The sequence below is a fragment of the Streptomyces sp. NPDC047453 genome (genome assembly GCF_040643155.1).
Lineage (GTDB): Bacteria > Actinomycetota > Actinomycetes > Streptomycetales > Streptomycetaceae > Streptomyces.
Genome location: NZ_JBEYTS010000007.1, coordinates 20,370 through 45,928, shown reverse-complemented (window position 1 = coordinate 45,928; position 25,559 = coordinate 20,370). Strand labels below are relative to the sequence as shown.

General features: G+C 71.9%; 21 protein-coding genes and 1 pseudogene. 10 read left to right on the top strand and 12 right to left on the bottom strand.

Features of this window, described 5'->3' with window-relative positions; genetic code table 11:
* The first annotated feature begins 73 nt into the window (after positions 1-73).
* The gene (locus tag ABZ818_RS09140; protein ID WP_361412562.1) at positions 74-511 is read left to right on the top strand and encodes an ATP-binding protein; all 438 of its coding nucleotides are present in this window, start codon (positions 74-76) and stop codon (positions 509-511) included.
* 216 nt (positions 512-727) lie between these two features.
* Positions 728-1,849, top strand: coding sequence for an ADP-ribosylglycohydrolase family protein (locus tag ABZ818_RS09135; protein ID WP_361412560.1), 1,122 nt, complete (start codon positions 728-730; stop codon positions 1,847-1,849).
* Positions 1,850-2,133: 284 nt separating this feature from the next.
* Here ABZ818_RS09135 and ABZ818_RS09130 read toward each other — a convergent pair whose 3' ends face one another.
* The 3 genes from ABZ818_RS09130 to ABZ818_RS09120 form a co-directional block, all read right to left on the bottom strand.
* Positions 2,134-2,325, bottom strand: coding sequence for a DUF397 domain-containing protein (locus tag ABZ818_RS09130; protein ID WP_361412558.1), 192 nt, complete (start codon positions 2,323-2,325; stop codon positions 2,134-2,136).
* 220 nt (positions 2,326-2,545) lie between these two features.
* On the bottom strand, positions 2,546-3,403 hold the full coding sequence (locus ABZ818_RS09125; RefSeq protein ID WP_361412556.1) for a helix-turn-helix transcriptional regulator: 858 nt from the start codon (positions 3,401-3,403) through the stop codon (positions 2,546-2,548).
* 284 nt (positions 3,404-3,687) lie between these two features.
* The gene (locus ABZ818_RS09120; RefSeq protein ID WP_361412554.1) at positions 3,688-4,443 is read right to left on the bottom strand and encodes a GPP34 family phosphoprotein; all 756 of its coding nucleotides are present in this window, start codon (positions 4,441-4,443) and stop codon (positions 3,688-3,690) included.
* 260 nt (positions 4,444-4,703) lie between these two features.
* Here ABZ818_RS09120 and ABZ818_RS09115 point away from each other — a divergent pair, with 260 nt between their 5' ends.
* Positions 4,704-7,547: a D-alanyl-D-alanine carboxypeptidase gene (locus ABZ818_RS09115; protein ID WP_361412552.1), complete on the top strand. Its 2,844-nt coding sequence runs from the start codon at positions 4,704-4,706 to the stop codon at positions 7,545-7,547.
* Between the two features lie 163 nt (positions 7,548-7,710).
* A complete protein-coding gene (locus ABZ818_RS09110; RefSeq protein WP_361412550.1) occupies positions 7,711-9,597 on the top strand; it encodes an MFS transporter in 1,887 nt (628 codons plus the stop codon).
* Positions 9,598-9,714: 117 nt separating this feature from the next.
* Here the strand turns inward: ABZ818_RS09110 and ABZ818_RS09105 are convergent.
* The 3 genes and pseudogenes from ABZ818_RS09105 to ABZ818_RS09095 all read right to left on the bottom strand — a co-directional run bounded on the left by ABZ818_RS09105 (position 9,715) and on the right by ABZ818_RS09095 (position 12,372).
* Positions 9,715-10,591, bottom strand: a pseudogene (locus ABZ818_RS09105) (MerR family transcriptional regulator).
* Between the two features lie 128 nt (positions 10,592-10,719).
* Positions 10,720-11,241, bottom strand: a complete 522-nt coding sequence (locus tag ABZ818_RS09100; protein WP_361412548.1) for a glutathione peroxidase — start codon at positions 11,239-11,241, stop codon at positions 10,720-10,722.
* A gap of 9 nt (positions 11,242-11,250) precedes the next feature.
* Complete coding sequence (locus tag ABZ818_RS09095) at positions 11,251-12,372, bottom strand: winged helix-turn-helix domain-containing protein (RefSeq protein ID WP_361412546.1); 1,122 nt, start codon at positions 12,370-12,372, stop codon at positions 11,251-11,253.
* A gap of 81 nt (positions 12,373-12,453) precedes the next feature.
* Between ABZ818_RS09095 and ABZ818_RS09090 the strand changes: the two genes are divergently transcribed.
* Positions 12,454-13,707 (top strand): MFS transporter, encoded by a 1,254-nt coding sequence (locus ABZ818_RS09090; RefSeq protein ID WP_361412544.1) that lies wholly within the window; start codon positions 12,454-12,456, stop codon positions 13,705-13,707.
* 158 nt (positions 13,708-13,865) lie between these two features.
* Here the strand turns inward: ABZ818_RS09090 and ABZ818_RS09085 are convergent, their stop codons facing one another.
* The 5 genes from ABZ818_RS09085 to ABZ818_RS09065 all read right to left on the bottom strand — a co-directional run bounded on the left by ABZ818_RS09085 (position 13,866) and on the right by ABZ818_RS09065 (position 19,078).
* The gene (locus tag ABZ818_RS09085) at positions 13,866-14,330 is read right to left on the bottom strand and encodes a hypothetical protein (RefSeq protein ID WP_361412542.1); all 465 of its coding nucleotides are present in this window, start codon (positions 14,328-14,330) and stop codon (positions 13,866-13,868) included.
* Positions 14,331-14,542: 212 nt separating this feature from the next.
* Complete coding sequence (locus ABZ818_RS09080) at positions 14,543-15,442, bottom strand: carbohydrate ABC transporter permease (protein WP_361412540.1); 900 nt, start codon at positions 15,440-15,442, stop codon at positions 14,543-14,545.
* Positions 15,439-16,473 (bottom strand): sugar ABC transporter permease, encoded by a 1,035-nt coding sequence (locus ABZ818_RS09075; RefSeq protein WP_361412538.1) that lies wholly within the window; start codon positions 16,471-16,473, stop codon positions 15,439-15,441. The genes ABZ818_RS09080 and ABZ818_RS09075 overlap by 4 nt, the downstream gene beginning before the upstream one ends.
* Positions 16,474-16,617: 144 nt before the next feature.
* Positions 16,618-17,862, bottom strand: a complete 1,245-nt coding sequence (locus tag ABZ818_RS09070; RefSeq protein ID WP_361412536.1) for an extracellular solute-binding protein — start codon at positions 17,860-17,862, stop codon at positions 16,618-16,620.
* Positions 17,863-18,010: 148 nt separating this feature from the next.
* Positions 18,011-19,078, bottom strand: coding sequence for a LacI family DNA-binding transcriptional regulator (locus tag ABZ818_RS09065; protein WP_361412534.1), 1,068 nt, complete (start codon positions 19,076-19,078; stop codon positions 18,011-18,013).
* Between the two features lie 122 nt (positions 19,079-19,200).
* Here ABZ818_RS09065 and ABZ818_RS09060 point away from each other — a divergent pair, with 122 nt between their 5' ends.
* The gene (locus ABZ818_RS09060; RefSeq protein WP_361412532.1) at positions 19,201-21,327 is read left to right on the top strand and encodes a glycogen debranching N-terminal domain-containing protein; all 2,127 of its coding nucleotides are present in this window, start codon (positions 19,201-19,203) and stop codon (positions 21,325-21,327) included.
* Positions 21,328-21,464: 137 nt separating this feature from the next.
* Here the strand turns inward: ABZ818_RS09060 and ABZ818_RS09055 are convergent, their stop codons facing one another.
* A complete protein-coding gene (locus ABZ818_RS09055; protein WP_361412530.1) occupies positions 21,465-22,157 on the bottom strand; it encodes a hypothetical protein in 693 nt (230 codons plus the stop codon).
* A 287-nt stretch (positions 22,158-22,444) separates the two neighbouring features.
* Here ABZ818_RS09055 and ABZ818_RS09050 point away from each other — a divergent pair, with 287 nt between their 5' ends.
* From ABZ818_RS09050 to ABZ818_RS09035, 4 genes are all read left to right on the top strand, one after another.
* Complete coding sequence (locus ABZ818_RS09050) at positions 22,445-22,678, top strand: hypothetical protein (protein WP_361412528.1); 234 nt, start codon at positions 22,445-22,447, stop codon at positions 22,676-22,678.
* Positions 22,679-22,736: 58 nt separating this feature from the next.
* Positions 22,737-23,687, top strand: coding sequence for a D-2-hydroxyacid dehydrogenase family protein (locus ABZ818_RS09045; RefSeq protein ID WP_361412526.1), 951 nt, complete (start codon positions 22,737-22,739; stop codon positions 23,685-23,687).
* Positions 23,688-23,857: 170 nt separating this feature from the next.
* The gene (locus tag ABZ818_RS09040) at positions 23,858-24,874 is read left to right on the top strand and encodes a questin oxidase family protein (RefSeq protein ID WP_361412524.1); all 1,017 of its coding nucleotides are present in this window, start codon (positions 23,858-23,860) and stop codon (positions 24,872-24,874) included.
* A 74-nt stretch (positions 24,875-24,948) separates the two neighbouring features.
* Positions 24,949-25,326: a hypothetical protein gene (locus ABZ818_RS09035; protein ID WP_361412522.1), complete on the top strand. Its 378-nt coding sequence runs from the start codon at positions 24,949-24,951 to the stop codon at positions 25,324-25,326.
* The last annotated feature ends 233 nt before the right edge of the window (positions 25,327-25,559 follow it).

Here is a 25,559-nt window from a genome sequence, read left to right as displayed (position 1 = left end):
GCGTTCGTACAGCCGCGTTGCGTACCGAGGTGATGGCTGTTCAGCGTAGGGACAGATGACGACTCTGGGTGACATGAGTAAGAAATTGTCCCTCCGGATCGCTGTTCCGTTGGCCCATTTCGCCGTGCAGCTCTCCGCGACGCGCAGAGGTGCGCGACTGGCCCGCCTGCTGGCCGAACGCCAATTGGACGACTGGGGTATGGACTTCGTGGACGCGGCGCAGATCGTGGCGGAGTTGGCGGCGAACGCGGCGTTCCATGGGCGCGTCAAAGGAAGGGACTTCCGGCTCGCGCTGAGGCTGCACGGGAACGGCGTCCTGCGTATCGAGGTGACCGACGCGCGCGGCGACCGGCTCCCGAGGATCGCGGACCCGGTGCCAGCGGACGCGGAATCGGGACGGGGCCTGCTGCTGGTGGCCGCGCTCGCCGAGCGCTGGGGCGTCGCCGAGGCCCCCGCCCACGGCAAGACGGTCTGGGCCGAACTCGCACCGCGTCTCCATGGCGGCTCTTGAGGAAGCTCGAGCCGGAGGATGCGGAGGTGACGGTCGTCTACTACTTCCGTGACCCACAGGTGGTCGACTGAGGTCCGTGCCCAGACGCTCTCCGACTCTTTCGGATCACTTTCACCACACCTTCCTCACCAGTCCATCCCCTGAACAGACCGTTCCCGTTCGAATACAGTGCTGAACTGGGGACCGTACGGACGGGTAACGGCAGGAGGTCTCAGCGTGGGTGCGACGTCCGGGGTCGTCTGGGGGCGTGGCGAGCAGCAGGACTTCCGGAGCCGGGTGCGGGGGACGTTGCTCGGGGTGGCCGTGGGGGACGCCCTCGGTGCGCCGGTGGAGTCCCTGGATCTCGGAGCGATCCGGGAGGCCCACGGACCCGAGGGGATCCGCGATCTCGAGCCCGCCCACGGCCGCCGCGGTGCCGTCACGCACTTCACGCAGCTCACCCTCTTCTCCGTCGACGGGCTCATCCGCGCGCAGGTCCGCCGCGACACCGGGGCCTGGCATCCGCCCACCGATGTGCACCGCGCGTACCTGCGGTGGGCCGCCACCCAGCGGGACTGGGGGCCCGACGAGCGGCGCAAGGACGACGGCTGGCTGGCCCGCGAGGAGTGGCTGTACGCCCGGCGCAGCCCCAGCCGGCCGCTGCTGATCGGGTTCGGGGACGACACCATGGGCACCCTGGAGGCGCCCAAGAACCCCGCCGAGGCCGGTCCGGAGGCGGTCGCCCGGTCGGCGCCCTTCGGGCTTCTCGTCGGCTGGGAGCCGCATCTCGTCCTGCAGCTTGCCGTCGAGTGCGCGGCGCAGACCCACGGGCACCCCACCGCCTGCCTCGCCGCCGGCGCCTACGCCGTGATCGTGCACGCCCTCGCCCGCGGCGACGGTCTCGACGGCGCCGTGCAGAAGTCGCTGGCGCTGCTCGCCGCGTACCCCGGCCACCAGCCGGTGTCGGACGCCCTCCAGCGCGCGCTGGGCACGGTACGGCAGGGCATGCCGACCCCGGACCGGGTGGAGGAGCTGGCGGGGGAGGGGACGGCGGCGGGGCTGCTCGCCGTGTCCGTGTACTGCGCGCTGGTGAGCGAGGACGTACGCCACGGGCTGTGCCTGGCGGTGAACCACGGCGGGTCCTCCGGCGCGGCCGGTGCCCTCACCGGCGGGCTGCTCGGCGTCCTGCACGGCGAGACGGCCCTCCCGCCGGGCTGGCTGGCCGAGCTGGAGGGCCGTCCCACTCTGCTGGTCCTGGCGGACGACTTCGCGATGGAGATGACCCAGGGGCCCGCACTGCACGGGCCCACCGGGTCCTCCCCGGGGTGGCTGGCACGCTATCCGCGCGGGGCCCGGTAGCCGCCCGGGCCGCGCGCCGCTACGGCTGCTTCCCCACCACGTCGTCGCCCGCGCCCGCCGGAGCCGGTACCGCGGCCGCCGCCAGGTCGCCGTCCCCGTCCGTGTTGACCTTCTCGGCTCACCGACCTTGGTTCATGTATGTGAATGAGGGGTGGACGGGGTCAGGTCCTGGGCGGAGTCGGGGTCCGGGCACAAGCGGAGCCCCCTCGGCAAGGACGGCGAACTCGTCGAGAGGGCTCATCAATTGGCGCTTGTTGCAGTTGTCGTGCGGTTGTGTCGTCTTCTCAAGCCTTGACTGACGCCACGAAGGTGTTCCACGTGTCGGCGCGGAAGCCGAGCACCGGGCCCGTGGGGACCTTGGAGTCCCGGACCGCCATGGCCGCGACCACCGGTGACTTGACTTCGACGCACGCGCCGTTGCCCGTGGAGTACGAGGACTTGGTCCACGTCTCCGTGACGCCCTGACGAATTGCCATTTCTGCTCCGGATTGCGAGTGGAGTGGTTTACGCCAACGTTGTGCTTGATGGCGTGATCGACGCTACCTGCCGCACTCCAAGTCCGAAGTGACGATTCATCCTTACGGATGGCATATTCCAAGGGAGTCTTCCGCCTTGGCTTGGTGGAGGTGTACGGTGCGGCCTTTTCCAGCCGCGGAATGATTTCCTCCGCCCAACGCCCCGGAGCATGCCCTCCGTTCAGCGCATGTGCCCCTTCGCGATGTCCGCGATGAACTGACGTGACTGCTCCACGTTCAGGGCCTGCGCCCGCAGGTGCTCGTACATCACGCTGTACTTCTGGACGTCGTTCGCCTTCTCCAGATACAGGTCGCTGGTGACGCCCTCGATGTAGACGACGCTGGAGTCCGCCGTGTCCGGGAACTCCAGGATCGCGTACTGGCCGTTGAGGCCCGGGTGCGCGCCCATGTCGAAGGGGATGACCTGCACGGTCACGTGCGGCAGTCGGGACTGCTCGACCAGGTGCTCCAACTGCTCCCGCATCAGGGCGGGGCTGCCGACGATCCGGCGCAGGGCGGCCTCGTCCAGGACCGTCCACAGCCGCAACGGGTTCTCGGCGGCGGAGATTCGTTCCTGCCGGCGCATTCTGACCTGCACCCGCTTCTCGATGTCGGCGGGCGCCGTCTCCGGCAGGGCGCCGGCGATCAGCGCCTCCGCGTACTGGTGGGTCTGAAGCAGCCCCGGGACGACCTGAGGGTCGTAGATCCGCAGGCTCGCCGCGTCCGTCTCCAGGCCGATGTAGACGCTGTAGGGGATGTCGCCGAAGGAGTGCCACCAGCCCTGCTGGCGCGAGTCCTTGGCCATCTGCATCAGCGAGTCGACGATCCGGTGGTCCTCCACCTCGTAGACCCCGCAAAGATCGCGCACGTCGCGCTGGCTGATGCTGCGCCGGCCGTTCTCCAGGCGGCTGATCTTCGACTGCGACACCAGCAGTCGCTCGGCCACCTCCTCGGCCGTCATGCCCTTGAGTTCGCGCAGCCTGCGCAACTCCTGGCCCAGCCGGCGCCGCCTGACAGTGGGATTGACATTGGACGCCACGGGACGTGCACCTCCGGCCGCATGCCTCTACTTTGCGTATCTGCTGCTGAGCAGACTGCCACCAAGGTGCTTACTACCGCTGGGAAACGCCGGATATGCAGCGGGTACACGTCAGTTCGGGCACGTACTCCGCACCGGGACATGGCCGAATGGGCGGCGGGACGCGTACGAGGTGTACGTTCCCGCCGCCCCTGTCGATCCTGCGGCTCCCGGACCGTCGCTCCGGGGCTGGGGACTGCGGTGCGGCGTTGATCTGTACGGTGCGGCGTTCCGAACCGTGCGGCTCAGTGGGCCACGGCACGGGCCATGGAGCCGTGGCGTGGCTGCATCGGAACTCCGCGAGCGGGTTCCGCCGCGGGCCTGGCGCCCGCCCCGCCCTGGCGAGGTGCCGAGGCCGCGCTGCGGCGTGGCTGTGCCGCCACGCCGTTCTGGACGTCCATCACGGCGTGCGCCACGAGGCCGCCCATGGGGTCGTGCCGGATCAGGTCCCTGAGCCGGGACCGTGACGACCGCCCCTCGTTGCCGGGGTACAGGTGCTTGCCGAGGCCGACCGCGTGCGCCAGCGCGGCGAGCGCCGCCGTCCGCGGGTCCGGCGGTACGCCGGTGCGGATCGCCGAGTCCAGCCGGGACCTGATCTCCCGGCTGATGGCGGTGTCCGTCGCCTGGTAGCGAGTCGTCGGCAGCACCCCGCACATCTGGCCGGCCACGGCGTGCACCATGCCGCACCGCTCCAGATGCGAGAGGTAGGTCTGGCGGAGCCCGAGACGCGGCCCGCCGATCCAGTGGACGGCCCGTACCGGAGCGCCGCGCCTTCGCAGCAACTCCAACGCGCAGTCCAGAGTTGGATCTCCTGTCGGCCGTGGTGCCACCACGGCGATACGATCCCCGTCTGGGGCTATCCGTCCGGCCAGCGCCAGCTCCACTAGCTGTGCTCCGGCCAGACCTAGGTCGAGCGACTGCGGCTGTGCAGTGGTACCCGTGGCCGGGTCCAGTGCCAGCAACAGAAGCTCCTCCGGAAGTGTTCTGCGGCTCCTGCCCATCCATGCCTCCCCGCGTGGATGAATGACAGGGTGACCCCTCTCACATTGGTCTGTCGAGGGTGCGTGACCGGTTCGTAAGGGAACCGGTAGGTATGTCGTTCTCGTCTACCGCATGGGTTTGGTCCGTACACAGGACACTGGTACATGGTTCGGACAGTGGTACGGCCAAGGGTCCGGCTGCGTCGTCCGGGTGGCGGTTCAGATCGTGATTCACGGTTCGGTAGCGGCACGTTGGGCGTGCGGCACATGAGGAGGCATCGGTGGCGGGCGAGTCCCCCGACAGGTCGAAGCAGCGCGAGTCGTCGGTACAAAAGACGTCGGGGAGCGCGGGTCCGGTTCCCGAGTCCAGGAACGAGGCCCGCGACCCGCGGCTCGCGCTGACGGGGGAGTTCGGTGAGTCGGCGAAGTCACGTGAGCCGGGCTCGGCAGGTGGCTCCGAGGGGCGCGGCGGGGTCGATACGGCCACTCGGGTGCTTTCGACGCGGGACGTGAAGACGACGGCGAAGACCGACGACACCGACGACACCGACGACGCTGGCGATGCCGATGACACTACGGGCGCTGCCGCAGGGGCCGGCGCCGACGGTGACGGGGCCGGGGCCGGGGCGCCGGGTGACGCGCGCCTGCGTGCGGCGGTGGCCGCGTGGGTGGACGCCGGGGACGACGAGAAGCGCTCGGAGGACGCGGGGGCCGCGGGGGCCGCGTCTGGGACCGAGGACGCCGACGCCGACGCTGACACCGAGGCTGAGGCCGCGGAGGGCGCCTCTGGCGGGGAGGCAGCCGAGCGCGGGAAGGCCGGGGCCGAGTCCCGGGCCGCCGACGAGGCCGCGGTCGCTTCCGAGGCGAAGGACGCGGAGGACGCCGACGACGCTGAGCCTACGGAGGCCGGGGTCGCGCCGGAGGCCGACGCCGAGGGGTCCGAGGACGCCGCGCGTGGGAAGGCCGGGGCTGAGCCCGAGGCCGCCGCCGACGCCGCGGTGGGCGCTTCCGAGGCGGAGGTCGCCGACGACGCTGAGCCTACGGAGGCCGGGGTTGCGCCGGAGGCCGACGCCGAGGGGTCCGAGGACGCCGCGGTGGGCGCTTCCGAGGCGGAGGACGCCGACGACGCCGAGCCTACGAAGGCCGGGGTCGCGCCGGAGGCCGACGCCGAGGGGTCCGAGGACGCCGCGCGTGGGAAGGCCGGGGCTGAGCCCGAGGCCGCCGACGACGCCGCGGTCGACGCTCCCGACGCGGTCGACGCTCCCGACGCGGAGGAGGTCAACGAGGCTGACGACGCGAAGCGTTCCGAGGCCGGGGCCGCCCCTGAGGCTGCCGAGCGTACGAAGGCCGGGGCTGAGCCCGAGGCTGACGCCGAGGGGCCCGACGCCGACGTTGACGACGCCGAGGACGCCGCCGATGACGGCGATGCCAAGCGTGACGGCGGCGCCGAGGGCTCCGGTGACGGCAAGCGTGCCGAAGCCGACGAGGTCGCGGAGGACGACGAACCCGAAGCCGGTGACAGCGGCTCGGAGGGGGTGGCCCCGGACGAGAAGCCGCCCGTGGACCAGCCCACCACCATGCTGAAGATCGGCGGCGCCGCCAAGCCTCAGGTCGACCAGCCCACGACCATGCTCAAGCTGGGCGGCGACAAGAAGCGGGCGCCCGAGTCCGACGCCGAGCGGACCAGCAAGTTCGTCGCGCTCAAGCACCTCGACACCCCGCAGCCCCGCAAGCCGCAGCCCGCGCAGCCGGACACGCCCACGTCCAAGCCCGTACCCGCGGACGCCACGGCCGCCGTTCCTCAGGTGGGTCCCGAGCGCACCACGCAGCAGCCGCTGCCTCCCAAGCCGCCGCTGGACCTGCTGGCCGAGCTGACGAACACTCCGCCGCCCCCGGAGACCCCGCTGCGCACCGCGGTGCGCCGCGTCAAGATCTGGACCCCGCTGGTCATCCTCCTGCTGATCGTCTTTGCGGTCGTGCAGGCCGTGCGCCCGCTGCCCGACCCCGCCTTCGCGCTGACCGCCGAGGACACCTACACCTTCCAAGGCGACCAGGTGAAGCTGGCGTGGCCCGACGAGGGCCAGGGCTGGATGGACGTGGACGGCGTCGGCACGATGGACCACTTCGGCGAGCAGAAGCCGGTCGCCATCGGCTCGGTCGCCAAGACCATGACCGCGTACATCATCCTGCGCGACCACCCGCTGAAGGCCGGCGAGGAAGGTCCGAAGATCGAGATCGACGCGACGGCGGAGAAGGAGGGCGGCTACGACAAGGCCGGCGAGTCCACGCTCAACACCATGAAGGTCGGCGACTCCCTCACCGAGAAGCAGGCCCTGTCGGCGGTCATGATCCCGTCCGCGAACAACATCGCGCGTCTGCTGGCCCGTTGGGACGCGGGCTCCGAGGCGGAGTTCGTCAAGAAGATGAACGCCGCCGCCAAGGAACTCGGGATGGCGAACACCACGTACACCGACCCCTCGGGTCTGAAGGAGACCACCGTCTCCACCGCCGAGGACCAGGTGAAGCTCGGCAACGCGGCCATGAAGATCCCGGCCATGGTGGCCATCACCAGCGCGGCCAGCTGGACGGATCCGACCGGGAAGTACTGGAACAACTACAACGAGTTGCCCTACGCCATCGGTGCGATCGGCATCAAGACCGGCTCCACCACCGCGGCCGGCGGCAACCTGCTCTTCGCCGCTCACAAGCAGGTCGGCGGCCGGACGGTGACGATCGTCGGCGCGATCCTCGGCCAGCACAAGGGACAGTCGATCCTCGACACGGTCAACGCGGTCAGCAAGACCGCGCTGCTCGCCGCGAAGGACGTGCCGACCTCGGCGAAGATCGTGAAGAAGGGCGATGTCGTCGGGTACGTCGACGACCAGCTCGGCGGCCACACGCCGGTCGTCGTCACCAAGGACGTCACCGCGGTCGGCTGGGCCGGTCTGCGGGTGAAGCTGTCCCTGGTCACCAAGGACGTACTGCCGCACACCGCGAAGGCCGGCACGGAGGTGGGCATGCTCACCGTCGGTGACGGCGGGGACGGTGCCGTACAGGTCCCCGTCGCCCTCCAGGAGGACCTCGCCGAGCCGGGCTTCCCGGCCAAGCTGACGCGCCTCGGCTGACCTTCGCGTCATCCGGCGGCCGTCGCCGTACCCGCGCACCCCGTCGACCAGCCCCACCCGGGAGCTGATCCGGCGGGGTGCGTGCTAGCGTCACGAAACGGGCATGTCGCCGGTCGCGGGACGCGGCCGCGAACAGAGAACAGGACACGGGGAGTGCCGTCAGGTGGCCACAGCGGATCCGACACGCGCCGACGACGCCGAGCCGGGCCCGGGGAACGGTGCGCGAATAGGCGCGTCCACGACTGACACGGACGGTGACCGCGGGCGGCCGGACGGCCCGGTGGGCGACCCCGGGGGCGATCGGGACGGCGAACGGTCCCGCGCCCGGTCGGCGGTCATGGCGCTGAGGGAGCGGATGCTGCGGCACCCGGTCCTGTCCGTCACCGTCCTGGCCGGTCTGCTGCACATCGTCTGGTTCTTCACGTTCGCCAACAGTGGCGGCGACCTCGCGGCGCAGGACGCCTGGGCCGAGTTCGTCGGCCGGCACCCCGACTCGGCGTACAACCTCGCCTGGTACGGCGGCATGCACCCGGTGTCGTACAGCGTGGTGTCGCCGTATCTGATGTCCCTCCTCGGCGTCCGTACGACCATGATGATCGCGGGCACGGCCTCGGCGGGCCTGCTGACGCTGGTCCTCATCCGCAGCCGCTCGGTCAGGAACCCGCTGTGGGCCGCGCTGATGGGCGTCTTCGGGCTGCTGTGCAACGCGGTGTCGGGCCGGGTGACCTTCGGGCTGGGGACGATGTTCGCGCTGGGTGCGGTCGCGGCCGTGTTCTGCTGGCCGCACCGCTGGCGCTTCAAACGCTGGGCGAAGGCGCTGGTCGCGGCCCCGCTGGCCGCGCTCGCCACCATGTCCTCGCCGGTGGCGGGCCTGTTCGTGGGCCTGGTCGCGGTCGCGCTGTTCTTCCAGAAGCGCCGCCCGGGCGCCTGGGCGCTGGGCCTGGCGCCGGCCGCGGTGGTGGCCGCGTCGGCCTGGCTGTTCCCGTTCTCCGGCACCCAGCCGATGTCGTTCGCCTCGGTGATCCTGCCCCTGGTCTACGCCGTGTTCGCCGTCGTCCTCGTCCCCCGGGAGTGGAAGACGGTCCGGATCACGTCCGCGGTGTACGGCCTGGCGGTCGTCCTGGTCTGGCTGATCAGCTCCCAGATCGGTTCCAACATCACCCGGCTGGCCATGCTGTTCGGCGGGGTGGTCCTGGTGGCTGCGCTGCCGTTCGCGGTCCCGCGCTCGCGCACCTGGTACACGATCGTGCTGGCCGTCGCCGTCTTCGTCGGCTGGATAGGGTTCAAGTCGGTCGACGACATCGTCAACACCACGCCCGCCGCCTCCTGGGCGCGCGAGCTGGCCCCCCTGGTCAACCAGTTGCAGCAGGTGGGCGCGGAGAAGGGCCGCGTCGAGGTGATCCCCGCCCGCTCCCACCGCGAGGCCTCCGCGCTGGCGCCCTACGTCAACCTGGCCCGCGGCTGGAACCGGCAGGCCGACATGCAGCGCAACCCGCTCTTCTACGACGACACGCTCAACTCGGCGAACTACCACGACTGGCTGCAGCGGTGGGCGGTGCACTACGTGGTGCTGCCCAAGGGCGAGGTCGACGGCAACGGCGGCGAGCGCGAGCGCGCGCTGGTGCAGGAGGGCATGCCGTACCTCAAGCAGGTCTGGGGCGACGCCAACTGGCAGCTGTTCAAGGTCACCGACCCGGCGTCGCTCGCCGAGCCGGACGCGGTCGTCGAACGCGCCGAGCAGGGCGAGATGACCCTCCAGGTGCGCAAGGCCGGCCGCGTCCTCATCCGCATCCCGTACTCGCCATGGCTGAGCCTCGTCGACGACCAGGGCAAGAGCCTCAAGCCGCCCCAGGAGACCGACGCCTCCAAGCACCGCGCCGAGGGCGAGCCGAAGACGTACGACAACGTCAACGGCTGCCTCATGGAGACGGAGCGGGACGCCGAGGGCGACAAGTGGACCGTGCTGGTCGCGCCGAAGGCGGGCACGTACCGCCTGGCGGCGCCGTACCAGCTGCCGCGGGGCACTCCGTGCCCGGACGAGTTGAAGTGACCGCTGCCGGGTGCGGGGGCGCTGGGGACTGCTGCCCCCAGACCCCCGCTCCGGCCTGCACGGCCTCGTCCTCAGGAAGGCCTCGTCCTCGGACGCCGGGCGGGCTGGTCGGTCCGCTCACCTCACCGGAAACGCCACGTCGCACACCGGGTCCTCCGGCCCCGACGCGTCCCAGTCCGCGAAGTACACCTCCCGGCAGGGTCCCGCCTGCTCCAGTCCCCGTTCGGCGATCCACTGCTCCACCGCGCCGAACGCGGCCAGGATCTGCGGATGGGCCACCTGCGCCTTGGTGATCCGGGTGTAGGCCAGCCGCTGCGCCGGCTCCACCCGCACCTTCGTCTCCCAGGCCCGTCCCCGCGCCTCGGCCCACGCCCGGGCGGCCGCCTCGTCGGCGACGGGCACACAGGCCTCGGCGGGCCCGTCGCTCTCCATGGACACCTCGGCGTGGTAGACGACGAACGGCGCCGCCGTGACACCACCGCACTCGCCGGCCGCCGCCAGCAGCCGGGTCAGCGACGCCCCGATCCACGCGGGCAGCTCGTCCGCCAGGGTGTGCCGCGTCTCGCTGATCACCACCTGGCCGGGTACGTCGACCGTTTCCACCTCGAACTTGCCGTACATCTCGGAGCTCCTCCCCGACAGTCGTCCACGGAGGTACTCGGCGAGGGTCCGCTGGCCGGCCACCCGTGTCTCGACGGCCGCCCAGTACGCGGCGAGCCGGTCGGCCGCGTACTGGGCCGTCCACCTCGACGGCCTCGACCACCTCGGCGACCTGGGCGAGCGGCATGTCCAGCTCGCGCAGCAGTGCCACGAGCCGGGCCCGCTCGATCTGGGACCCGCGGTAGTAGCGGTAGCCGCTGGACGCGTCGACGTGCGCCGGGACCAGCAGGCCGAGACGGTCGTACAGCCGCAGGGCCTTGGCCGACAGCCGGGCCCGCGCGGCGAACGCGCCGATGGTGAGCAGCTCCTCGTCCACGCCCTCATCCTCCGTCACCGGGCGGCCTGTTCCGCCCGGCGGAAAGGACGCTCCGCCCTGCCCCAGGGGCAAGGTCAACACCTCTGGGTCGGGCCCTTCGGGCGAGGCCCGTGGGACGGGCGTGGGTCGGGCGCGGGACGGGCCCTTCAGGCGAGCTGCTCCTCGACGGCCGCGACCAGCTCGGCGGCCTCGGGACCGGTCTGCGGGGAGAACCGGGCGACGACCTTGCCGTCCCGGCCGACCAGGAACTTCTCGAAGTTCCAGCGGATGTCCCCGCTGTGGCCCTCGGCGTCGGCGAAGCCGGTCAGACGCTCGTAGAGCGCGTGCCGCCCCTCCCCGTTCACCTCGACCTTCTCGGTCATGGGGAAGGTGACGCCGTACGTGGCGGAACAGAACTCGGCGATCTCCTCGGCGCTGCCCGGCTCCTGCCCCATGAACTGGTTGCACGGAACCCCGAGCACGGTGAAGCCCTGCGCTTCGTACCGCTCGTGCAGTTGTTCGAGCCCGGCGTACTGTGGGGTGAGCCCGCACTTGGACGCCACGTTCACGATGAGCACGACCTGCCCCGCGTACTGCCCGAGGCCGGCCGGCCCGCCCTGGAGAGCGCCGATCTCCACGGCCAGGGGGGAGTCCGGGGTGGTGGCACCGCTGCTGTCTGAAGTCGTCATGACCGGATGCTAGCCGCGCGGGGACGGCAGCACCGAGCGGCGGCCCCCTAGGGCCTCTCGTTTGCCCGGGCTCGACCCTGCGCCGGTTCCTGCGCCGGAACCCGGGTCGGTCCGCGCGCCGGTCTCTGCGCCTGTCCGCGTGCTCGTCCCCGTGCCTGCCCTTGAGGCTGCCGCCTCGATGAGGACCTGGCCCGCCCCCGTCCGGGAGTACAGCACCGATCGTCCGGCTCGTCGGCGCTCCACCAGCCCCGCGTCCAGCAGTACGCGCAGATGGCGGCCCACGGAGCCGAGCTTCTGCCCGGTCACGGCGGTCAGTTGCGTGGTGCTGAGCGGCGAGTCGAGCAGGATCAGCACCTGCGCACGAGTACGGCCCAGCAGCGCGCCGAGGCCCGCGGGCACGGCGGAGCGGCGCGCGTCGGTGTCGGCGAGGGCACCGGCGCAGGGGTAGACGACGGCGTACCGGCGCTGCGTTTCGTCCCACGACACCCAGCCGGCTTGCGGGGTGACCGGTACGAAGACGAGCTGGGCGCCGGAGATCTCGCGCGGCGGATACTCGTGCAGGTTGACCTGGAACCGGCTCTCGCCGAGCCAGCGCGTGCCCGGCCGCAGGGTGTCCAGTACCGCCGCCCAGCCGCCCCGGCTGACCCGCGCGGTCCGTGCCGCGACATCGGCTTCGAGGACGCGCCGCCGCCGGGCCCAGTAGGGCCGTACGGAGTCCGCCCACACGTACTCCAGGAGCCGGGCCGCGCGCTCGGGCAGGTCGTCCCGCTCCAGCGCGGCCGGCAGCGACCCGGCGAGCGAGGTCCGCAGGTGCGCGCGGGCGCCCGCAGGGTCGGTGGCGCGCACCCGCTCGACACCCTCCTCGAAGGACTCCTCGTCCCGTGGCGTGGGGGTGAGGAAGTCGGCGATCCAGTCCCGGCCGAGTCCGGCGCGGACGAGGAGCGCGGTGACGGGGTCGTCGGCGAGGAGCCGTCGGTAGGCGGGCAGGTGCGCGTGCAGCCACGCCTGTTCGCCGGGATGCCCGCCGGTGCCAGCGTGCAGCAGCTTCAGGCTCGCGAAGGTCTCGGCGAGCGGCGAGAGCAGGAACCGGCTTCCGGCGAGCGTGTCGGCGTTGACCTGCCACCAGCCCATGGACCCTCCCGCTCCCGGCGACCTTTCGCACCTGTGCGAAACAATAACCACCGGCTCCGTGCCCGCCCGAGACTCCGGCGCATGCGCAGTTATCAACAGCTCTTCCGCACCCCGGAGTTCACCCCGCTCTTCCTCTCGTCCTGCGCGCAGACGGTGGCCCAGACGGCGAGCGGACTCGCGCTCGGCACCCTGGTGTACCGGGCGACGGACTCGCCGCTGCTCTCCGCGGTGAGCATGTTCGGCCCCTCGCTGGCCCAGGTGCTCGGCGCCACCCTCTTCCTGTCCGGCGCGGACCGGCTGCCGCCGCGCCGTGCGCTGGTGGGCGTGTGCCTGTCCTTCGCCGCGGGCACGGCGCTGCTGGCGGTGCCCGGCCTGGCGCTGTGGGCGGTCTTCGCCGTGGTCCTCGCGCAGGGGCTGGTCGCCTCCCTGGGCGGGGGCGTCCGCTGGGGACTGCTGAACGAGATCCTGTCCAAGGACGGCTATCTGCTGGGGCGTTCGGTGTTCAACATGATGAGCGGCGTCATGCAGATCGCCGGGTACGCGACGGGCGGGGTGCTGGTGGCGGCCCTGTCACCGCGGGCCTCGCTGTTGCTGTCCGCGATGCTGTACTCCGTGGCGGCCGCGGTGCTCCGCCTCGGCCTGACCCACCGGCGGCCCCGTGCCTCCGGCCGCCCCTCGGTCTCGGCGACCTGGCGTACCAACGCCCTGCTGTGGTCGTCCCGCCGGCGCCGTCTGACCTACCTGGGCCTGTGGCTCCCCAACGGCCTGGTGGTCGGCTGCGAGTCCCTCTACGTCTCCTACGCCCCCGCCGCGGCGGGCACGCTGTTCGCGTGCGCGGCGCTCGGCATGCTGGCCGGCGACGTGACGGTGGGCCGCCTGCTGCCTCCGGCGGTACGGCGCCGGGCGGCCACGCCGCTGCTTCTGCTCCTGGCCGGTCCGTACCTGCTCTTCGCTCTCCACCCGCCCGTGCCGGTGGCCGCCTGCCTGGTCACCCTCGCTTCCGTCGGCTTCGGCGCGAGCCTGGTCCAGCAGGAGCACCTGATGAACTCGACCCCCGACGAACTGGCCGGCCACGCCCTGGGTCTGCACTCCGCGGGCATGCTCACCCTCCAGGGCGTCGGCGCCACCCTGGCCGGCACGATCGCCCAACTCACGTCCCCCACAACGGCGATGACGGCGACGGCGGCGGCCTCGACAGCGGTGACCCTGACCTTGGCCATCGCGTCCCGCCGCCCTAACACCGATAAGCGCGAACCCTCTTCACCCAGGCCCTCCCACCCCACCGCCCAAGCAGCCCCACCGCCAGCGCAAGAAGAAGAGCACCCCAGTCGATGACATGCGGCAACCCGGGAAAGAACGCGAAGAACGCAACAACGACCCCAAACCCAACCCCAAACCCACAAACCCCGGCCCAGCGCCGCATGACGCCGGCCCGCTCCTCCGCCGGCCCATCCGCCTTCCCCTGCTGCCGCTGCTGCTCGCTCATACTCGGCTCACTTCGTGACGTGATGACACTGACTCACCCGCCGCACGCCATTGACGTGGAGGTGGGCGCATGTCTTGCCATAACGAGGCAGGGTCTGAGGAGAGTTGCTCCGCATGGGGTCGATCTTGCACTCGTCGTGCGTCCTGCCGCGCGAAGTGCGATAGGTGCGGTTGCCGGTGTCCGCGTAGGTGAAGTCGATACGCCAGTTGCAGAAGCCACTGCTGAGTGCTCCCACGAAGGCGCAGTCGACGCCGGCGTTCTGGTAGGTGATCCGGAGTGCGCTGCCGCGGATGATGTGCGTGAACATGCAGCCCGTGGGGACCTTCATGGTCACGCCGCCCACGCTGTACTCGAAGGTCCGCACGGGGGTCGAGCCGACTGCCGAGGCGCTGGCACCCGTCGCCGAGGTGAAAACCAGCGTGCCGGCGGCACCGATGGCGGTGATGAGCCGCGCGACCTGAGGAATGGCCATGGTGATCCCCTCCTGATGGCCCCTTGCCAATCACGGGGGACAACCGCGCCCAGGCAGGGCGAGTTGCGGGACTCCGACCTGTTTCACCGTCCCAGGTGACCACGGAACACCCCTGCTGACCTGCAGAAACGTTATGGACGGCGCGGCGGGTTGCACCACCCGCCGCGGCGCGGATGGCCGCGGTGTTCGGTGGGTGGGTTGGTGTGGTTGGTCTAGTCCTTGACCGCCCCCGCGTTCGCGCCCCGGACGAAGTGGCGTTGGAAGCAGAAGAACAGGATTGCCACGGGGAGGGTCGACAGGAGGGCCGCGGCCAGTTTCAGGGGGTACTGGGTGCCGCCGCCCAGGCTGCCGGAGACCATGCGGGCGAGGCCGGTGGTCAGGGTTTCGTACTGGCTGGACTGGGTGGCCACGAGGTAGTGGGTGAACTCGTTCCAGGAGCCCTGGAACGCCAGGATCGTCACGGTGATCAGGGCGGGCCGGGCCATCGGCAGGACGACCGACCAGAAGGTGCGGAAGACACCGGCGCCGTCGACGCGGGCGGCCTCCTCCACCTCCCGGGGGATCGACTCGAAGAACTGCTTCATGATGAAGACCTGCGCCGCGTCCACCAGCAGCGGCAGGATCATGGCGGCGTAGGTGTCGAACAGCCCGAAGGTGTTGAGCACCAGGAACCTCGGGATCAGCAGCACTATGGGGGGCACCGCGATCACGGTGAGGAGGAACCCGAACAGCAGCGTGCGGCCGGGAAAGCGCAGCCGGGCCAGCGCGTACCCGGCCATCGACGCGAACAGCACCCGCCCGGTGGTGACGACGACCGCGACGAACACCGAGTTGCCCAGCCAGCGCAGGAACGGCACACCGTCCCCGGCCTGGCTGATCCCGAACAGCCGCTGGTAGGCGGCGGTCGTCGGGGTGACCGGGAACAGCCCGAGGGGATGGGCCGCCGCGTCCGGGTCCGTCTTGAACCCGGTGACCAACTGGATGGCGAACGGCATGAGATACAGCAGCCCGAGCGCCGCCACCAGCGCGTACCCGAGGATCCGCACGGGCCGGGGGAAGCGTCCGAGCACCGGACGGCCCTGCGCCCGGGCGGCCGTGGAAGGGGCGCTCATCGGTTCCTCCGGGGACGGGCGGCGCGCTCGCGCAGCAGGAAGCGCTGGACGGCCGTCATGGTCAGGATCAGTACGAGCAGGACGAAGGCGATGGCCGCGCCCTGGCCGAAGTCGGCGTCGTCGAAAGCGGTGGAGTAGGACAGGAACGCCGGCGTGAGCGTGGTGTTGCCGGGCGCGCCCTGGCTCATGACGTACACCTGGTCGAAGACCTGCCAGGTGGCGATCAGACCGAGCGTGAGGACGAGGAACAGCACGGGCCGCAGCGCGGGCAGCGTCACGTACCGCAGCATCTGGAAGCGGCTGACGCCTTCGATCGCTGCTGCCTCCTCCAACTCGCGCGGGACGTCCTGAAGGGCCGCGAGGAAGATCAGCATGAAGGTGCCGGAGGTCGTCCACACCGCGAGCAGGATGATCGTGCACATCGCGACCGACGGCCCGGACAGCCACTCGAACCAGGACAGCCCCATGAAGGAGTGGTCGGCCAGCGCACCCGAGGGATGGCCGGTGTCGACGATGCCCAGGCCGCCGAGCAGCAGGGACAGCACTCCGCGCGGGTCGTTGAACCAGTTCGGGCCCTTCACCCCGATCCAGGACAGCGCGGTGTTGACGGCTCCACTGCCCTGGAACAGGAAGAGGAAGATCGTGGAGACCGCGATCGAGCTGGTGACCGAGGGGAAGAAGAACGCGGTGCGCAGGGCGCCCCGGGCGCGCAGCAGCCGCTGATTGACGATGAGTGCCAGACTCAGGGCGAGGAGGGTCTGGAGCGGCACGGTCAGCAGCACGTAGTACACGTTGTTGCGCAGGGAGGTCGCGAACAGGGTGCGGTCGAGCCCGTCGTGGGCGAGCAGCGCCCGGTAGTTGTCCAGGCCGACGAAATCCGCCTGTGTGCTGAACGGGTTGGACTGCCCGTCCCAGTGCAGCAGGCTCACCCACAGCGCCATCAGGGTCGGGAGGACCAGGAAGAGGCCGAGGACGAGCACCGCGGGGCTGACGAACAGCCAGCCCCACGCGCCCTCCGCGCGGCGCCCCACCCGCCGGGCGGGCGCCGCAGACTTCGGGCCGGGCCCGCCGGGCGTGTCAGGTTCGCCCGGCGGGCCGGCCGTACGGGACCCCTGGCCGGCGCGGGAGCGCGGCTCCGGACGGGGGTGGTGTGGCGTACGCGCGGACACGGTGGGTCAGTTGCCCTTCGTGAGCGCCGCTTCGCCGTTGCGCTGCAGGTCGGCGAGGATCTTCTTCGGATCGGCGGTGGCCAGGCCCGCGAGGTCGGTGTTGAACTGGCCGAGCACCTTGTCGAATCCGGCGAGGGTCACCGGGCCCTGCGCGTAGGCGCTTCCGTCGACCCACGCCTTCGCACCGGGGTTCTGCTTCGCGTACTCGGCCAGGGCGCTGGTGCGCGAGGGCATCACGCCGAAGGCGTCGGCGTTCTTCAGCTGCTGCGTGCTGGAGTTGAGGTACGTCACCAGGTCCACGGCCGCCGCCTGGTGGGCGCTCTCGGCGGCCACGCCCCAGCACTGGCTGAAGGCGAGCGTGCCCTGGCCGGCCGGACCGGCGGGCAGCGGGACCACCTTGTACTTGACGTCGGGGTAGTCGGCCTTCATGGCGCCGTCGAGCCAGTTGCCCTCGATGGTCATGGCGGCCTTGCCCTTGCCGAAGGCCTCGCCACCCCAGTTGGTGTCGACCTGGTTGGCGTACTTCATGGAGCCGGACTTCAGCAGGGACTGCACGTAGGTCAGCGCCTGCACGTTCTGTGCGCTGTCGGCGGTCATCTCCGTCTGGTCGGCGTTGGTCATCCAGCCGCCGGCCTCCTTCATGAAGACACCGAGCCGCGCGTGTTCGGCACCCACGACCAGCCCGGTCGTACCGTGCCCGGTCAGCTTGCCCGCGACCTTCTTCAGCTGGTCCCAGGTCGTCGGGTAGTCCTTCTCGGTCAGCCCCGCCTTCTGCCACAGGCCGGTGTTGACCGCCAGCGCGAGCGTGGAGGTGTCCTTGGGCAGGCACACCAGCTTGCCGTCGTGGGTGAAGGAGGCACGCAGCTGCTCGGAGAAGTCGTCGGCGTCCTTGACCTTGTCGCCGTAGGCGTAAAGGGAGCCTCCTCTGGTGTAGTTCGCGAACTGGTCGGAGTTGACGTAGAAGGCGTCCGGCGGCTTGTGCCCGGCGAACGCCTGGGCGAGCTGCTGGTTCATGTCCTTGGCGACGTCGACGGTCACCTTGTTGCCGGACTCCTTGGCGTACGCGGCGGCCGCCTCCTTGACGGCCTTGGTCTCGGCGTCGCCGGAGCTGGCTATCAGCACCGTCAGGTGCTGGCTGGAGCCGGTGTCCTGTTCCGTCTTCCTGCCGCCGCCGAAGCTCGACGAGCAGCCCGCGGTGGCCAGGAGCGCCGCGCAGGTGGCGAGGGCCGTGGCGGCCGTACGGTGGGACATGGATTCCTCCGGTGATCGGGGATGTGAGTGGCGGCTCCGCCCGGCGGCGCGCAACACGGCCGGGGGGTGGAGGAGGAGAGAACTCGGGTTGGGACGGCGCCAGTTGGGACGGCGCCGACCCTGGTGCCCGGCGTCTGCCGGACCGTCGTCAGACGGCGGGCGCGACCTCGCCCGCAGCGGATGCGCGGGTGCTGTCCCGGACGACCAGGGACGGCGGCAGCAGGATGCGTTCGGGCGGCGCGTCGGGAGCGGCCATCCGCGCCAGCAGCAGCCGTACGCACTCCCGGCCGACCTCCTCCAGCGGCTGGGCGATGGAGGTCAGCGCGGGGGACAGGAGTTCGGCGGTCGGCGAGTCGTCGAAGCCGACCACGGCGACGTCGCGGCCGGGGACGGATCCGCGCTCGCGCAGCGTCTGGTAGCAGCCGAGCGCCAGCATGTCGCTGGCCGCGACCACCGCGGTCGCCCCCGCGTCCAGCAGCGGCTTCACGGCGGCGCGGGCCACGTCGATGTCGTTCACGCTCTGCGCGCGGCGCCCGCGGGTCGGCAGCCCGTGCCGTTTCATGGCCCGCTGCCAGCCCTCGGCGCGGTCGTCACCGGCGCCGGAGGAGCCGCGTCCCCAGCCGAGGAAGGCGATCCTGCGATGCCCCAGGCCGATCAGGTGCTCCACGGCGGCGTCCGTGCCCGAGGCGCCGTCGACGTCGATCCAGTCGCCGATCTGCCGCCGCGACCACATCCGGCCGAAGGCGACGAACGGCACGTCCCGCTTGGCGAGCCATGCCTGGCGCGGGTCGTTGTGCTCGGTGCCGCTGAGCACGAAGCCGTCGACCTCGTGCTGGTCGAGCAGTTCCTCGTAGCCGTCCAGGGTCGGCGAGCCGGGCTGGCAGGCGAACAGCAGGATCCGGTAGCCGGCCTCGTCGGCGGCCTGCGACAGGGCGTGCAGGAACCGGTCGAGGACGGGGCTGCTGGCCGGGGAGGGCAGGATGCCGTAGCCGATCAGCTTGCTGGAGCGGGTGCGCAGCGTCTGCGCGGCCCGGCTGGGGCGGTAGCCCATCTCGTCGATCACCCGGCGGACCCGCTCCAGGGTCTCGGAGCGCAGCAGGTCGGGCGAGTTGATCGCGTTCGACACGGTCTGCGGGGAGACTCCGGCCCGGCGGGCGACCATGGCGAGCGTCACCGGGCCGCCCCTGGCGGGCGGGTCGTTGCTGGAGCGGGCCATTGCGGGCCTCCGGCGTGCAGAGGGAACGATGAGCGTGTTTTAGCGTTCCAAAAGCATTGTCAGCGCTCTGACGAGTCACTTAGTGTCTTTGGAACGATCAAACGCTGAGAGGTTCTACTCCCTTGGACTCGACTGTCAAGACCCCCGACACCAACGGCTCGGTCACGCCGCCCCCCGCGGTGACCGAGGGCCTTCAGCCGTTTCTGCACGACGCGGTCGTCACGCTGTACGCCCCGACCTTCGTGATCTCGCGCGCCGACGGGGCCCTCGGCGGCGGCGCGGACGGCTTCTTCCACGGCGACCGCCGGGCGCTCTCCCGGCTGACCGTCGCGGCGGACGGCATCCCGCTGGCGCCGGTCGGGCACGGGCTGCGCGGGGCGGACCGGGCGGACTTCCGGTCGATCCTGCGGGGGCTCGGAGAGGTGACGGCGGACCCCGCGGTCGCCCTGCACCGCCGCCGGACCACGGCCGCCGGCCGGCTCGAGGAAGTCCTCGAAGTCACCAACGCGGGCACCCAGCCGGTCCGTTTCCGGCTGACGGTCACGGCCGCCACCGACCTCGCCACCATGGAGCAGGTCAAGTCGGGGCGCCTGGTGGAGACGGCACCCCCGCAGGCCACGAACTACGGCGGGAGCGAACTGTCCTGGGAGAGCGACGGGTTCGCCGTGCGCCTGACCAGCGAGCCCGCGCCCGACGCGCTGGACGTCCCGGCGGGCCGGCTGTCGTACGACATCGCCCTGGCCCCGGGCACCTCGTGGACGGTCACCCTGCGCTGCACCGCTGCCCACGCGGACGGCGACCAGTTCCCGGCGCCCCCCGCCGACTCCCTACCGTGGCGCACCCCCGTCCTGCGCAGCGCGGACCGGGGCCTCGACCGGTGGCTGGAGCAGTCCCTCGCCGACCTGGACCGCCTGCGCCTGACCGACCCGCGCTCGCCCGGGGACCGGCCGGACCAGTTCCTCGCCGCGGGCGCTCCCTGGTTCCTGACCCTCTTCGGCCGCGACTCGCTCTGGGCCGCCCGTATGCTGCTCCCGCTCGGCACCGAGCTCGCGGCCGGCACCCTGCGCACCCTCGCCCGCCGTCAGGGCGGCGTCACCGACCCGGCCTCCGAGGAACAGCCGGGCAAGATCCTGCACGAAGTCCGGCGCGACACCTCGGCGTTCAGCGACACGTTCTCGCTCCCGCCGGTGTACTACGGCACGGTGGACGCCACCCCGCTGTGGATCTCGCTGCTCCACGACGCCTGGCGCTGGGGCCTGGCGCCGGAGGAGGTGGAGCGGATGCTGCCGCACGCCGAGTCGGCGCTGGCGTGGATGCGCGATCAGGGGGACGCCGGCGGCGACGGCTTCCTCAAGTACGTCGACCTGTCGGGCCGCGGCCTGGCCAACCAGGGCTGGAAAGACTCCGGCGACTCCATCCGGTACCGCGACGGCAGCCTCGCCCAGCCGCCGATCGCGCTGTGCGAGGTGCAGGCGTACTCCTACGAGGCCGCGCGCGGCGGAGCGGCGCTGCTGCGGTCCTTCGGCCGCCCGGGGGCCGACGAGTGGGAGGAGTGGGCGGACCGGCTCGCCGCGCGCTTCCGCGAGCGCTTCTGGGTGGAGGACGAACGGGGCCCGTACCCGGCGGTCGCGCTGGACGGCGACGGCAGGCCGGCCGACACGGTCACCTCGGGCTTCGGCCACCTCCTGGGCACGGGGCTGCTGAACCACGAGGAGAGCGCGCTCCTGGCCGCGCGGCTCTCCGGCGGCGACCTGGACGCGGGCCACGGTCTGCGCACGCTGAGCAGCGAGGCGGTGGGCTTCAACCCGTACGGCTACCACATCGGTTCGATCTGGCCGCACGACACGGCGATCGCCGTCCACGGCCTGGTCCGGTCCGGCTTCCCGGACGCCGCGGCGTCGCTGGCGGACGGCCTGCTGACGGCGTCCGCGGGCTTCGACGCCCGGCTGCCCGAACTCTTCGCGGGCCACGGCATCGAGGCCGGCCCGCGCCCCGCGCCCTATCCGGCGTCCTGCCGGCCCCAGGCGTGGGCGGCCGCGTCCTCGGTCCTCGTGCTTCAGTCGGCCCTCGGCCTGAGCGCGGACGTCCCGGCCGGCACCCTCACGATGACCCCGGGCTTTTCCGGCGCGTACGGCCCGCTGACGCTCACCGGGCTCCAAGTCGCCGGAGGCCGCCTGGACATCACGGTGAGGGCCGACGGATCGGCGGAGGTGTCGGCTCCGGAGGGGCTGGCGGTGATCACCGGCTGATCCCTTGGCGAGGGGCCCGGCTGCGGGCGGCGGGCTGTGGGTCGCGGTAGGTACGGGCGGGGGAGGGGACGGGCGGCGGCGCGCGGTCGGTCGGTCGTAGGAGGTGGCGTCACTCGTCGTCGGGTGGCGAGGTGGCGTCACTCGTCGTCGGGTGGCGCCGAGGACTCCGCGAGCCGTTCGCCGATGTCGTCCGCCCATTCCTGGGCCCAGCTGCGGAGCTCGGCGATGGCCCGGTCGTCGAGCCCGCAGGCCGCGAACTCGCGGTCGTCGATCCATTCGGCGCCGACGAGCCGGGTCTGCAGATCGGTGAGGTCGAGGGCGTCACCGGAGTGGCGGCGGCCGAGTTCCTCCAGCTCCGGGTGGCTCCACCGGTCGGCGGCGGCGTGGACGTCGACGAGGTCGGGGGCGAGCCCCTGACCGGCCAGTGCGCGCACCCTGGTGCCGACGAGGTCCTCGACGGAGAGGACCGGGCCGAACTCGCCCGCCTCCAGCGGCCGCCACAGCACTTCCTTGAGCACCTGCACGGCGTACTCCTCCCCGGCCCCAGCCCCGCCCCCGGCCTCCGGGATACCGACCACCAGCCGGGCCGCCAGCGGCTCCGTCCCCGACGCCCGCACCCGCCAGCCGCGCTCCTCCAGGCCGCCCCGCACCGCCGCGACGATGTCCCCGGTCTCGACCGGGCTCTCGGTGGCCACGTCGACGTCCCGGCCGGGCCGGTCCACCAGTCCGTGCGCCCGCACCGCGTCCCCACCGGCGAGCGCCAGCCCGTACGGAGCCCCCACCGCCAGCAGGTCGCCCAGCAGCCGCCGCCGCACCTCACCGGCGTTCATCCGGCGCTGCCGCCGTCCGCGAACGGTCCCTGCCCGGACCGGGAACACGAGCACTCGGCCGCGGCGCACCGTGAGGGGATCATGCCCCGATTATCTCCGCCGGGCGCCGAGCGGAGCGGGAACAGCGCCCGGCGCGCGTCGGCCCGGAACGCCGCTCGCGAAGAAATTCCGCGGGGGGTGTCATCCGGAAGGGAACCCGGAGGGGTGAACGGGTGGAGAGGCGCCCTCCTTCCCACAGCCAGCCTGGATCCCCCAAGGGTCCGTGTTCCGCTAGGAGTTGCCCGTTCATGAAACGGACGCTGAAGTATCTGACCTGCGCCGCCGTCACCGCCGCCGTGGCGGGGATGGCCACGGTGTCGTACGCCGTACCCGCGAAGGCGCCGCACGGCACGGTCACGAAGGCGGGGGCGGCGCAGGTCCAGGCCGCTTCGGTCTCGAAGGCCCGGGCCGCCACGGCCGTGCAGGCGACGGCGAAGAAGACCGCCCCGACGCCCCGTGTCGTCGCCCCGGTGAGCACGTGACGGCCGTCCCCGGCTTCGAGCTCTGGCTCAGTCCGAACCGAGGACGGAGACCACCGACATGCCACTGCGCTGCGCCGTGCTCGACGACTTCCAGGGTGCCGCCCTCGCCTCCGCCGACTGGAGGCCGGTCGAGGGAGATCGTCGCGTTCCGCGAGCACATCTCGGACGAGGGCGAACTCGCCAACCCCTCGCCGACTTCGACATCGTCGTCACCCTGCGCGAACGCGTCCCCTTCCCGGCCGCCCTGTTCGACCGCCTGCCCCGCCTGAAGCTGCTCGTCGCCTCCGGTATGCGCAACTCGGTCATCGACTACGCCACCGCCGAGCGGTGCGGCGTCACCGTGTGCGGGACCGGAAGCTCCTCCACCCCGCCGGTGGAACTGACCTGGGCGCTGCTGCTCGGCCTCGCCCGCGACCTGGTGACCGAGAACAACGCGCTGCGCGCGGGCGGTCCCTGGCAGTCCACCGTCGGCGCCGATCTCCAGGGCCGCCGCCTGGGTCTGCTCGGCCTCGGCAAGATCGGCAGTCGGGTCGCGCAGGTGGGCCTCGCCTTCGGGATGCGGGTCGGCGCCTGGAGCCGGAATCTCACCAAGGAGCGCACCGACGAGGTGGGCGTGGAACTCGCCGCCTCCAAGGAGGAGTTGCTGTCGAGCAGCGACTTCGTCTCCGTCCACCTCGCGCTGAGCGACCGCACGCGCGGCCTGCTCGGCGCCGCCGAACTCGCCCTCCTCAAGCCCACCGCGTACCTGATCAACACCTCGCGTGCCGACATCGTCGACCAGGACGCACTGCTCGCCGTCCTGCACGAGGGCCGGATCGCCGGTGCCGGAGTGGACGTGTTCGACGTCGAACCGCTCCCCGCCGGCCACCCGATGCGCACCGCCCCGCGCCTGCTCGCCACGCCCCACCTCGGCTACGTCTCGCAGGCCAACTACGCGACGTACTACGGCGACGCCGTGGAGGACATTCAGGCGTACCTGGCGGGCAAGCCGGTACGCCGTCTGGGGTGACCCGGGCCTGCGGGTGGGTGGCCGGGCAGCTGGTTGGCCGGGACCGCCTTCTCCCCTTTCCGCCGTTGCCGCCCGGACCACCGGCGAAGGCCACTTCGCACCGGTCCTAGGTCCGGGCCTAAGCCTTCAGCCCGTTACGCCGCCGCGGAGTCCCGCCTACCTTCCCTGCCATGGATACGACGGGAATTCTCGACGAGGCGCTCCAACGACTGCACAGCTCGGGGCCGGAGCGGCTGGGGCGGCTCACCAATCACGCGCCGATGGCCGTCGAGGCGCTGGCCGCCCACGGACAGGCGCGTTCGGTGCACCGCTGGCTCGATCTGTACGCACCCAGGCTGGAGGAGTTCCCGTCCGGCGTCGAACCGGTCACGGCCGCCGACTGGCGGCGCGCGCTCGGTGATCCGCGCCGCGCAGCCGACTGGATCGGCTACTTCGGGCGGGAGGTCGCCGAGCGCCCCTGGCGCGACGTGCTCGGTGAGTGGTGGCCCCGGCTCCTGCCCGGCATGTACGGCGGCTCGACGCACCCGGTGATCCGGGTGGGCCACGCGGTCCGCACGCTCCTCGCCGGCGAGGCCACCGAGCCACGTCTGACCGAACTCGCCCACGGCCTCGGCTACTGGGCGGCCCGACACCACCCCGTCACGGCCCTCGTCCCGCTGCCCGGCGCCGACAGCGCGGCCGCCGCCCTCGACGCGGTGACGCCCATCGCCGAACGGGACGGCGGCTTCCCCACCCGGCTCGCGCGTGTCAGGGGCCTGCCGACCTGGGCGACCGCGGCCACGGTCACGGATCCCGACGCGGCGCATCACCACCTCACCGAGCTGGTGCGGGCGGCCACCCACCGGTATGCCACCCACGGCCATGGCGAAGCGACGATGCTGGTCCACGCGGCCACGGCGCCCAACGCCGTCCTGCGCGTCCTGCCCGCGCTCCCGCGCCCCCTGTGGGCACCGAGCCTGCGGGCCGCCTGGACGGCCTCCGCGGCGGTGACCGCGATGTACGCGCCGGACGCCCCTGCCGCATACACCCCACCGGGCACCCCTACCCCCGAAGAGGTCGTCGAACGAGCCCTGGAGCACGGCGACGAACACGTCATCAAACTGACCGACACGGCTCTCGACGTCGGCGACGAACGGGCTCTGGCGGCAGCCCTGCGCTCCATCGAGCTGAGTGAACCACTGGGCTGACGAGGCTCGGCGGACGGGTGTGACGTACCGCGGCCGCGCCACGGGTGCTCACCGACCTGCCCACCGTGCCCTGGGTGAAGAACTACGACGTCGACAAGTACGGCGGCGGCGTCGCCTGGCTGGACGCGGACGGAGCGGCACACGTCGCACCGAGCGGAGTACCCACCCAGGCCCTCACCGCGACCGCCACGCGAACCGACGCCGCGTTCGCCCCGAGGGCCGGCGCCACGTGGAACCCGGCGTGGCAGCTGTCCAAGCCGTACACCGACGCCCAACTGCTCATCAAGAGCAAGAAGAAGGTCGTGCGCACCCTCACCCCCCCGCACACGGCACCGCCCTCACGGTCCGCTGGGACGGCACCCTCACGGACGGCAAGCCCGCCGCCACCGGCACCTACACCTGGGAACTCACGGCCACCCCCGAGGACGGCACAGGCGCCCCGCTCACCCTGACGGGCACCATCACCGTCACGACCGGTTCGTAACGGGAAGGCCGACTGGCGGATCCCCCAACCTGGCGCACAGGAAGCCGGGTTGGGGGATCCGCACGGCCTGATGTGCGGCTGCGCTGAAGCACCATCGCCTGGGTGGACGACCCTGTGGCGTCCGACCGGCCCCGAGGAACTGAAGCCGGAGCCGGAGCTGGTGCGTGGGCTGGACCAGCGCGCCCGGCCGCCTGCGCCCTC

What these genes read in the sequence shown, in the direction of transcription:
- ABZ818_RS09140 (WP_361412562.1), top strand. Translation starts at nt 74, where the DNA reads ATGAGTAAGAAATTGTCCCTCCGGATCGCTGTTCCGTTGGCCCATTTC.
- ABZ818_RS09130 (WP_361412558.1), bottom strand. Translation starts at nt 2,325, where the DNA reads ATGGCAATTCGTCAGGGCGTCACGGAGACGTGGACCAAGTCCTCGTAC.
- ABZ818_RS09120 (WP_361412554.1), bottom strand. Translation starts at nt 4,443, where the DNA reads ATGGGCAGGAGCCGCAGAACACTTCCGGAGGAGCTTCTGTTGCTGGCA.
- ABZ818_RS09100 (WP_361412548.1), bottom strand. Translation starts at nt 11,241, where the DNA reads ATGACGACTTCAGACAGCAGCGGTGCCACCACCCCGGACTCCCCCCTG.
- ABZ818_RS09095 (WP_361412546.1), bottom strand. Translation starts at nt 12,372, where the DNA reads ATGGGCTGGTGGCAGGTCAACGCCGACACGCTCGCCGGAAGCCGGTTC.
- ABZ818_RS09090 (WP_361412544.1), top strand. Translation starts at nt 12,454, where the DNA reads ATGCGCAGTTATCAACAGCTCTTCCGCACCCCGGAGTTCACCCCGCTC.
- ABZ818_RS09085 (WP_361412542.1), bottom strand. Translation starts at nt 14,330, where the DNA reads ATGGCCATTCCTCAGGTCGCGCGGCTCATCACCGCCATCGGTGCCGCC.
- ABZ818_RS09080 (WP_361412540.1), bottom strand. Translation starts at nt 15,442, where the DNA reads ATGAGCGCCCCTTCCACGGCCGCCCGGGCGCAGGGCCGTCCGGTGCTC.
- ABZ818_RS09070 (WP_361412536.1), bottom strand. Translation starts at nt 17,862, where the DNA reads ATGTCCCACCGTACGGCCGCCACGGCCCTCGCCACCTGCGCGGCGCTC.
- ABZ818_RS09065 (WP_361412534.1), bottom strand. Translation starts at nt 19,078, where the DNA reads ATGGCCCGCTCCAGCAACGACCCGCCCGCCAGGGGCGGCCCGGTGACG.
- ABZ818_RS09055 (WP_361412530.1), bottom strand. Translation starts at nt 22,157, where the DNA reads ATGAACGCCGGTGAGGTGCGGCGGCGGCTGCTGGGCGACCTGCTGGCG.
- ABZ818_RS09050 (WP_361412528.1), top strand. Translation starts at nt 22,445, where the DNA reads ATGAAACGGACGCTGAAGTATCTGACCTGCGCCGCCGTCACCGCCGCC.
- ABZ818_RS09045 (WP_361412526.1), top strand. Translation starts at nt 22,737, where the DNA reads ATGCCACTGCGCTGCGCCGTGCTCGACGACTTCCAGGGTGCCGCCCTC.
- ABZ818_RS09040 (WP_361412524.1), top strand. Translation starts at nt 23,858, where the DNA reads ATGGATACGACGGGAATTCTCGACGAGGCGCTCCAACGACTGCACAGC.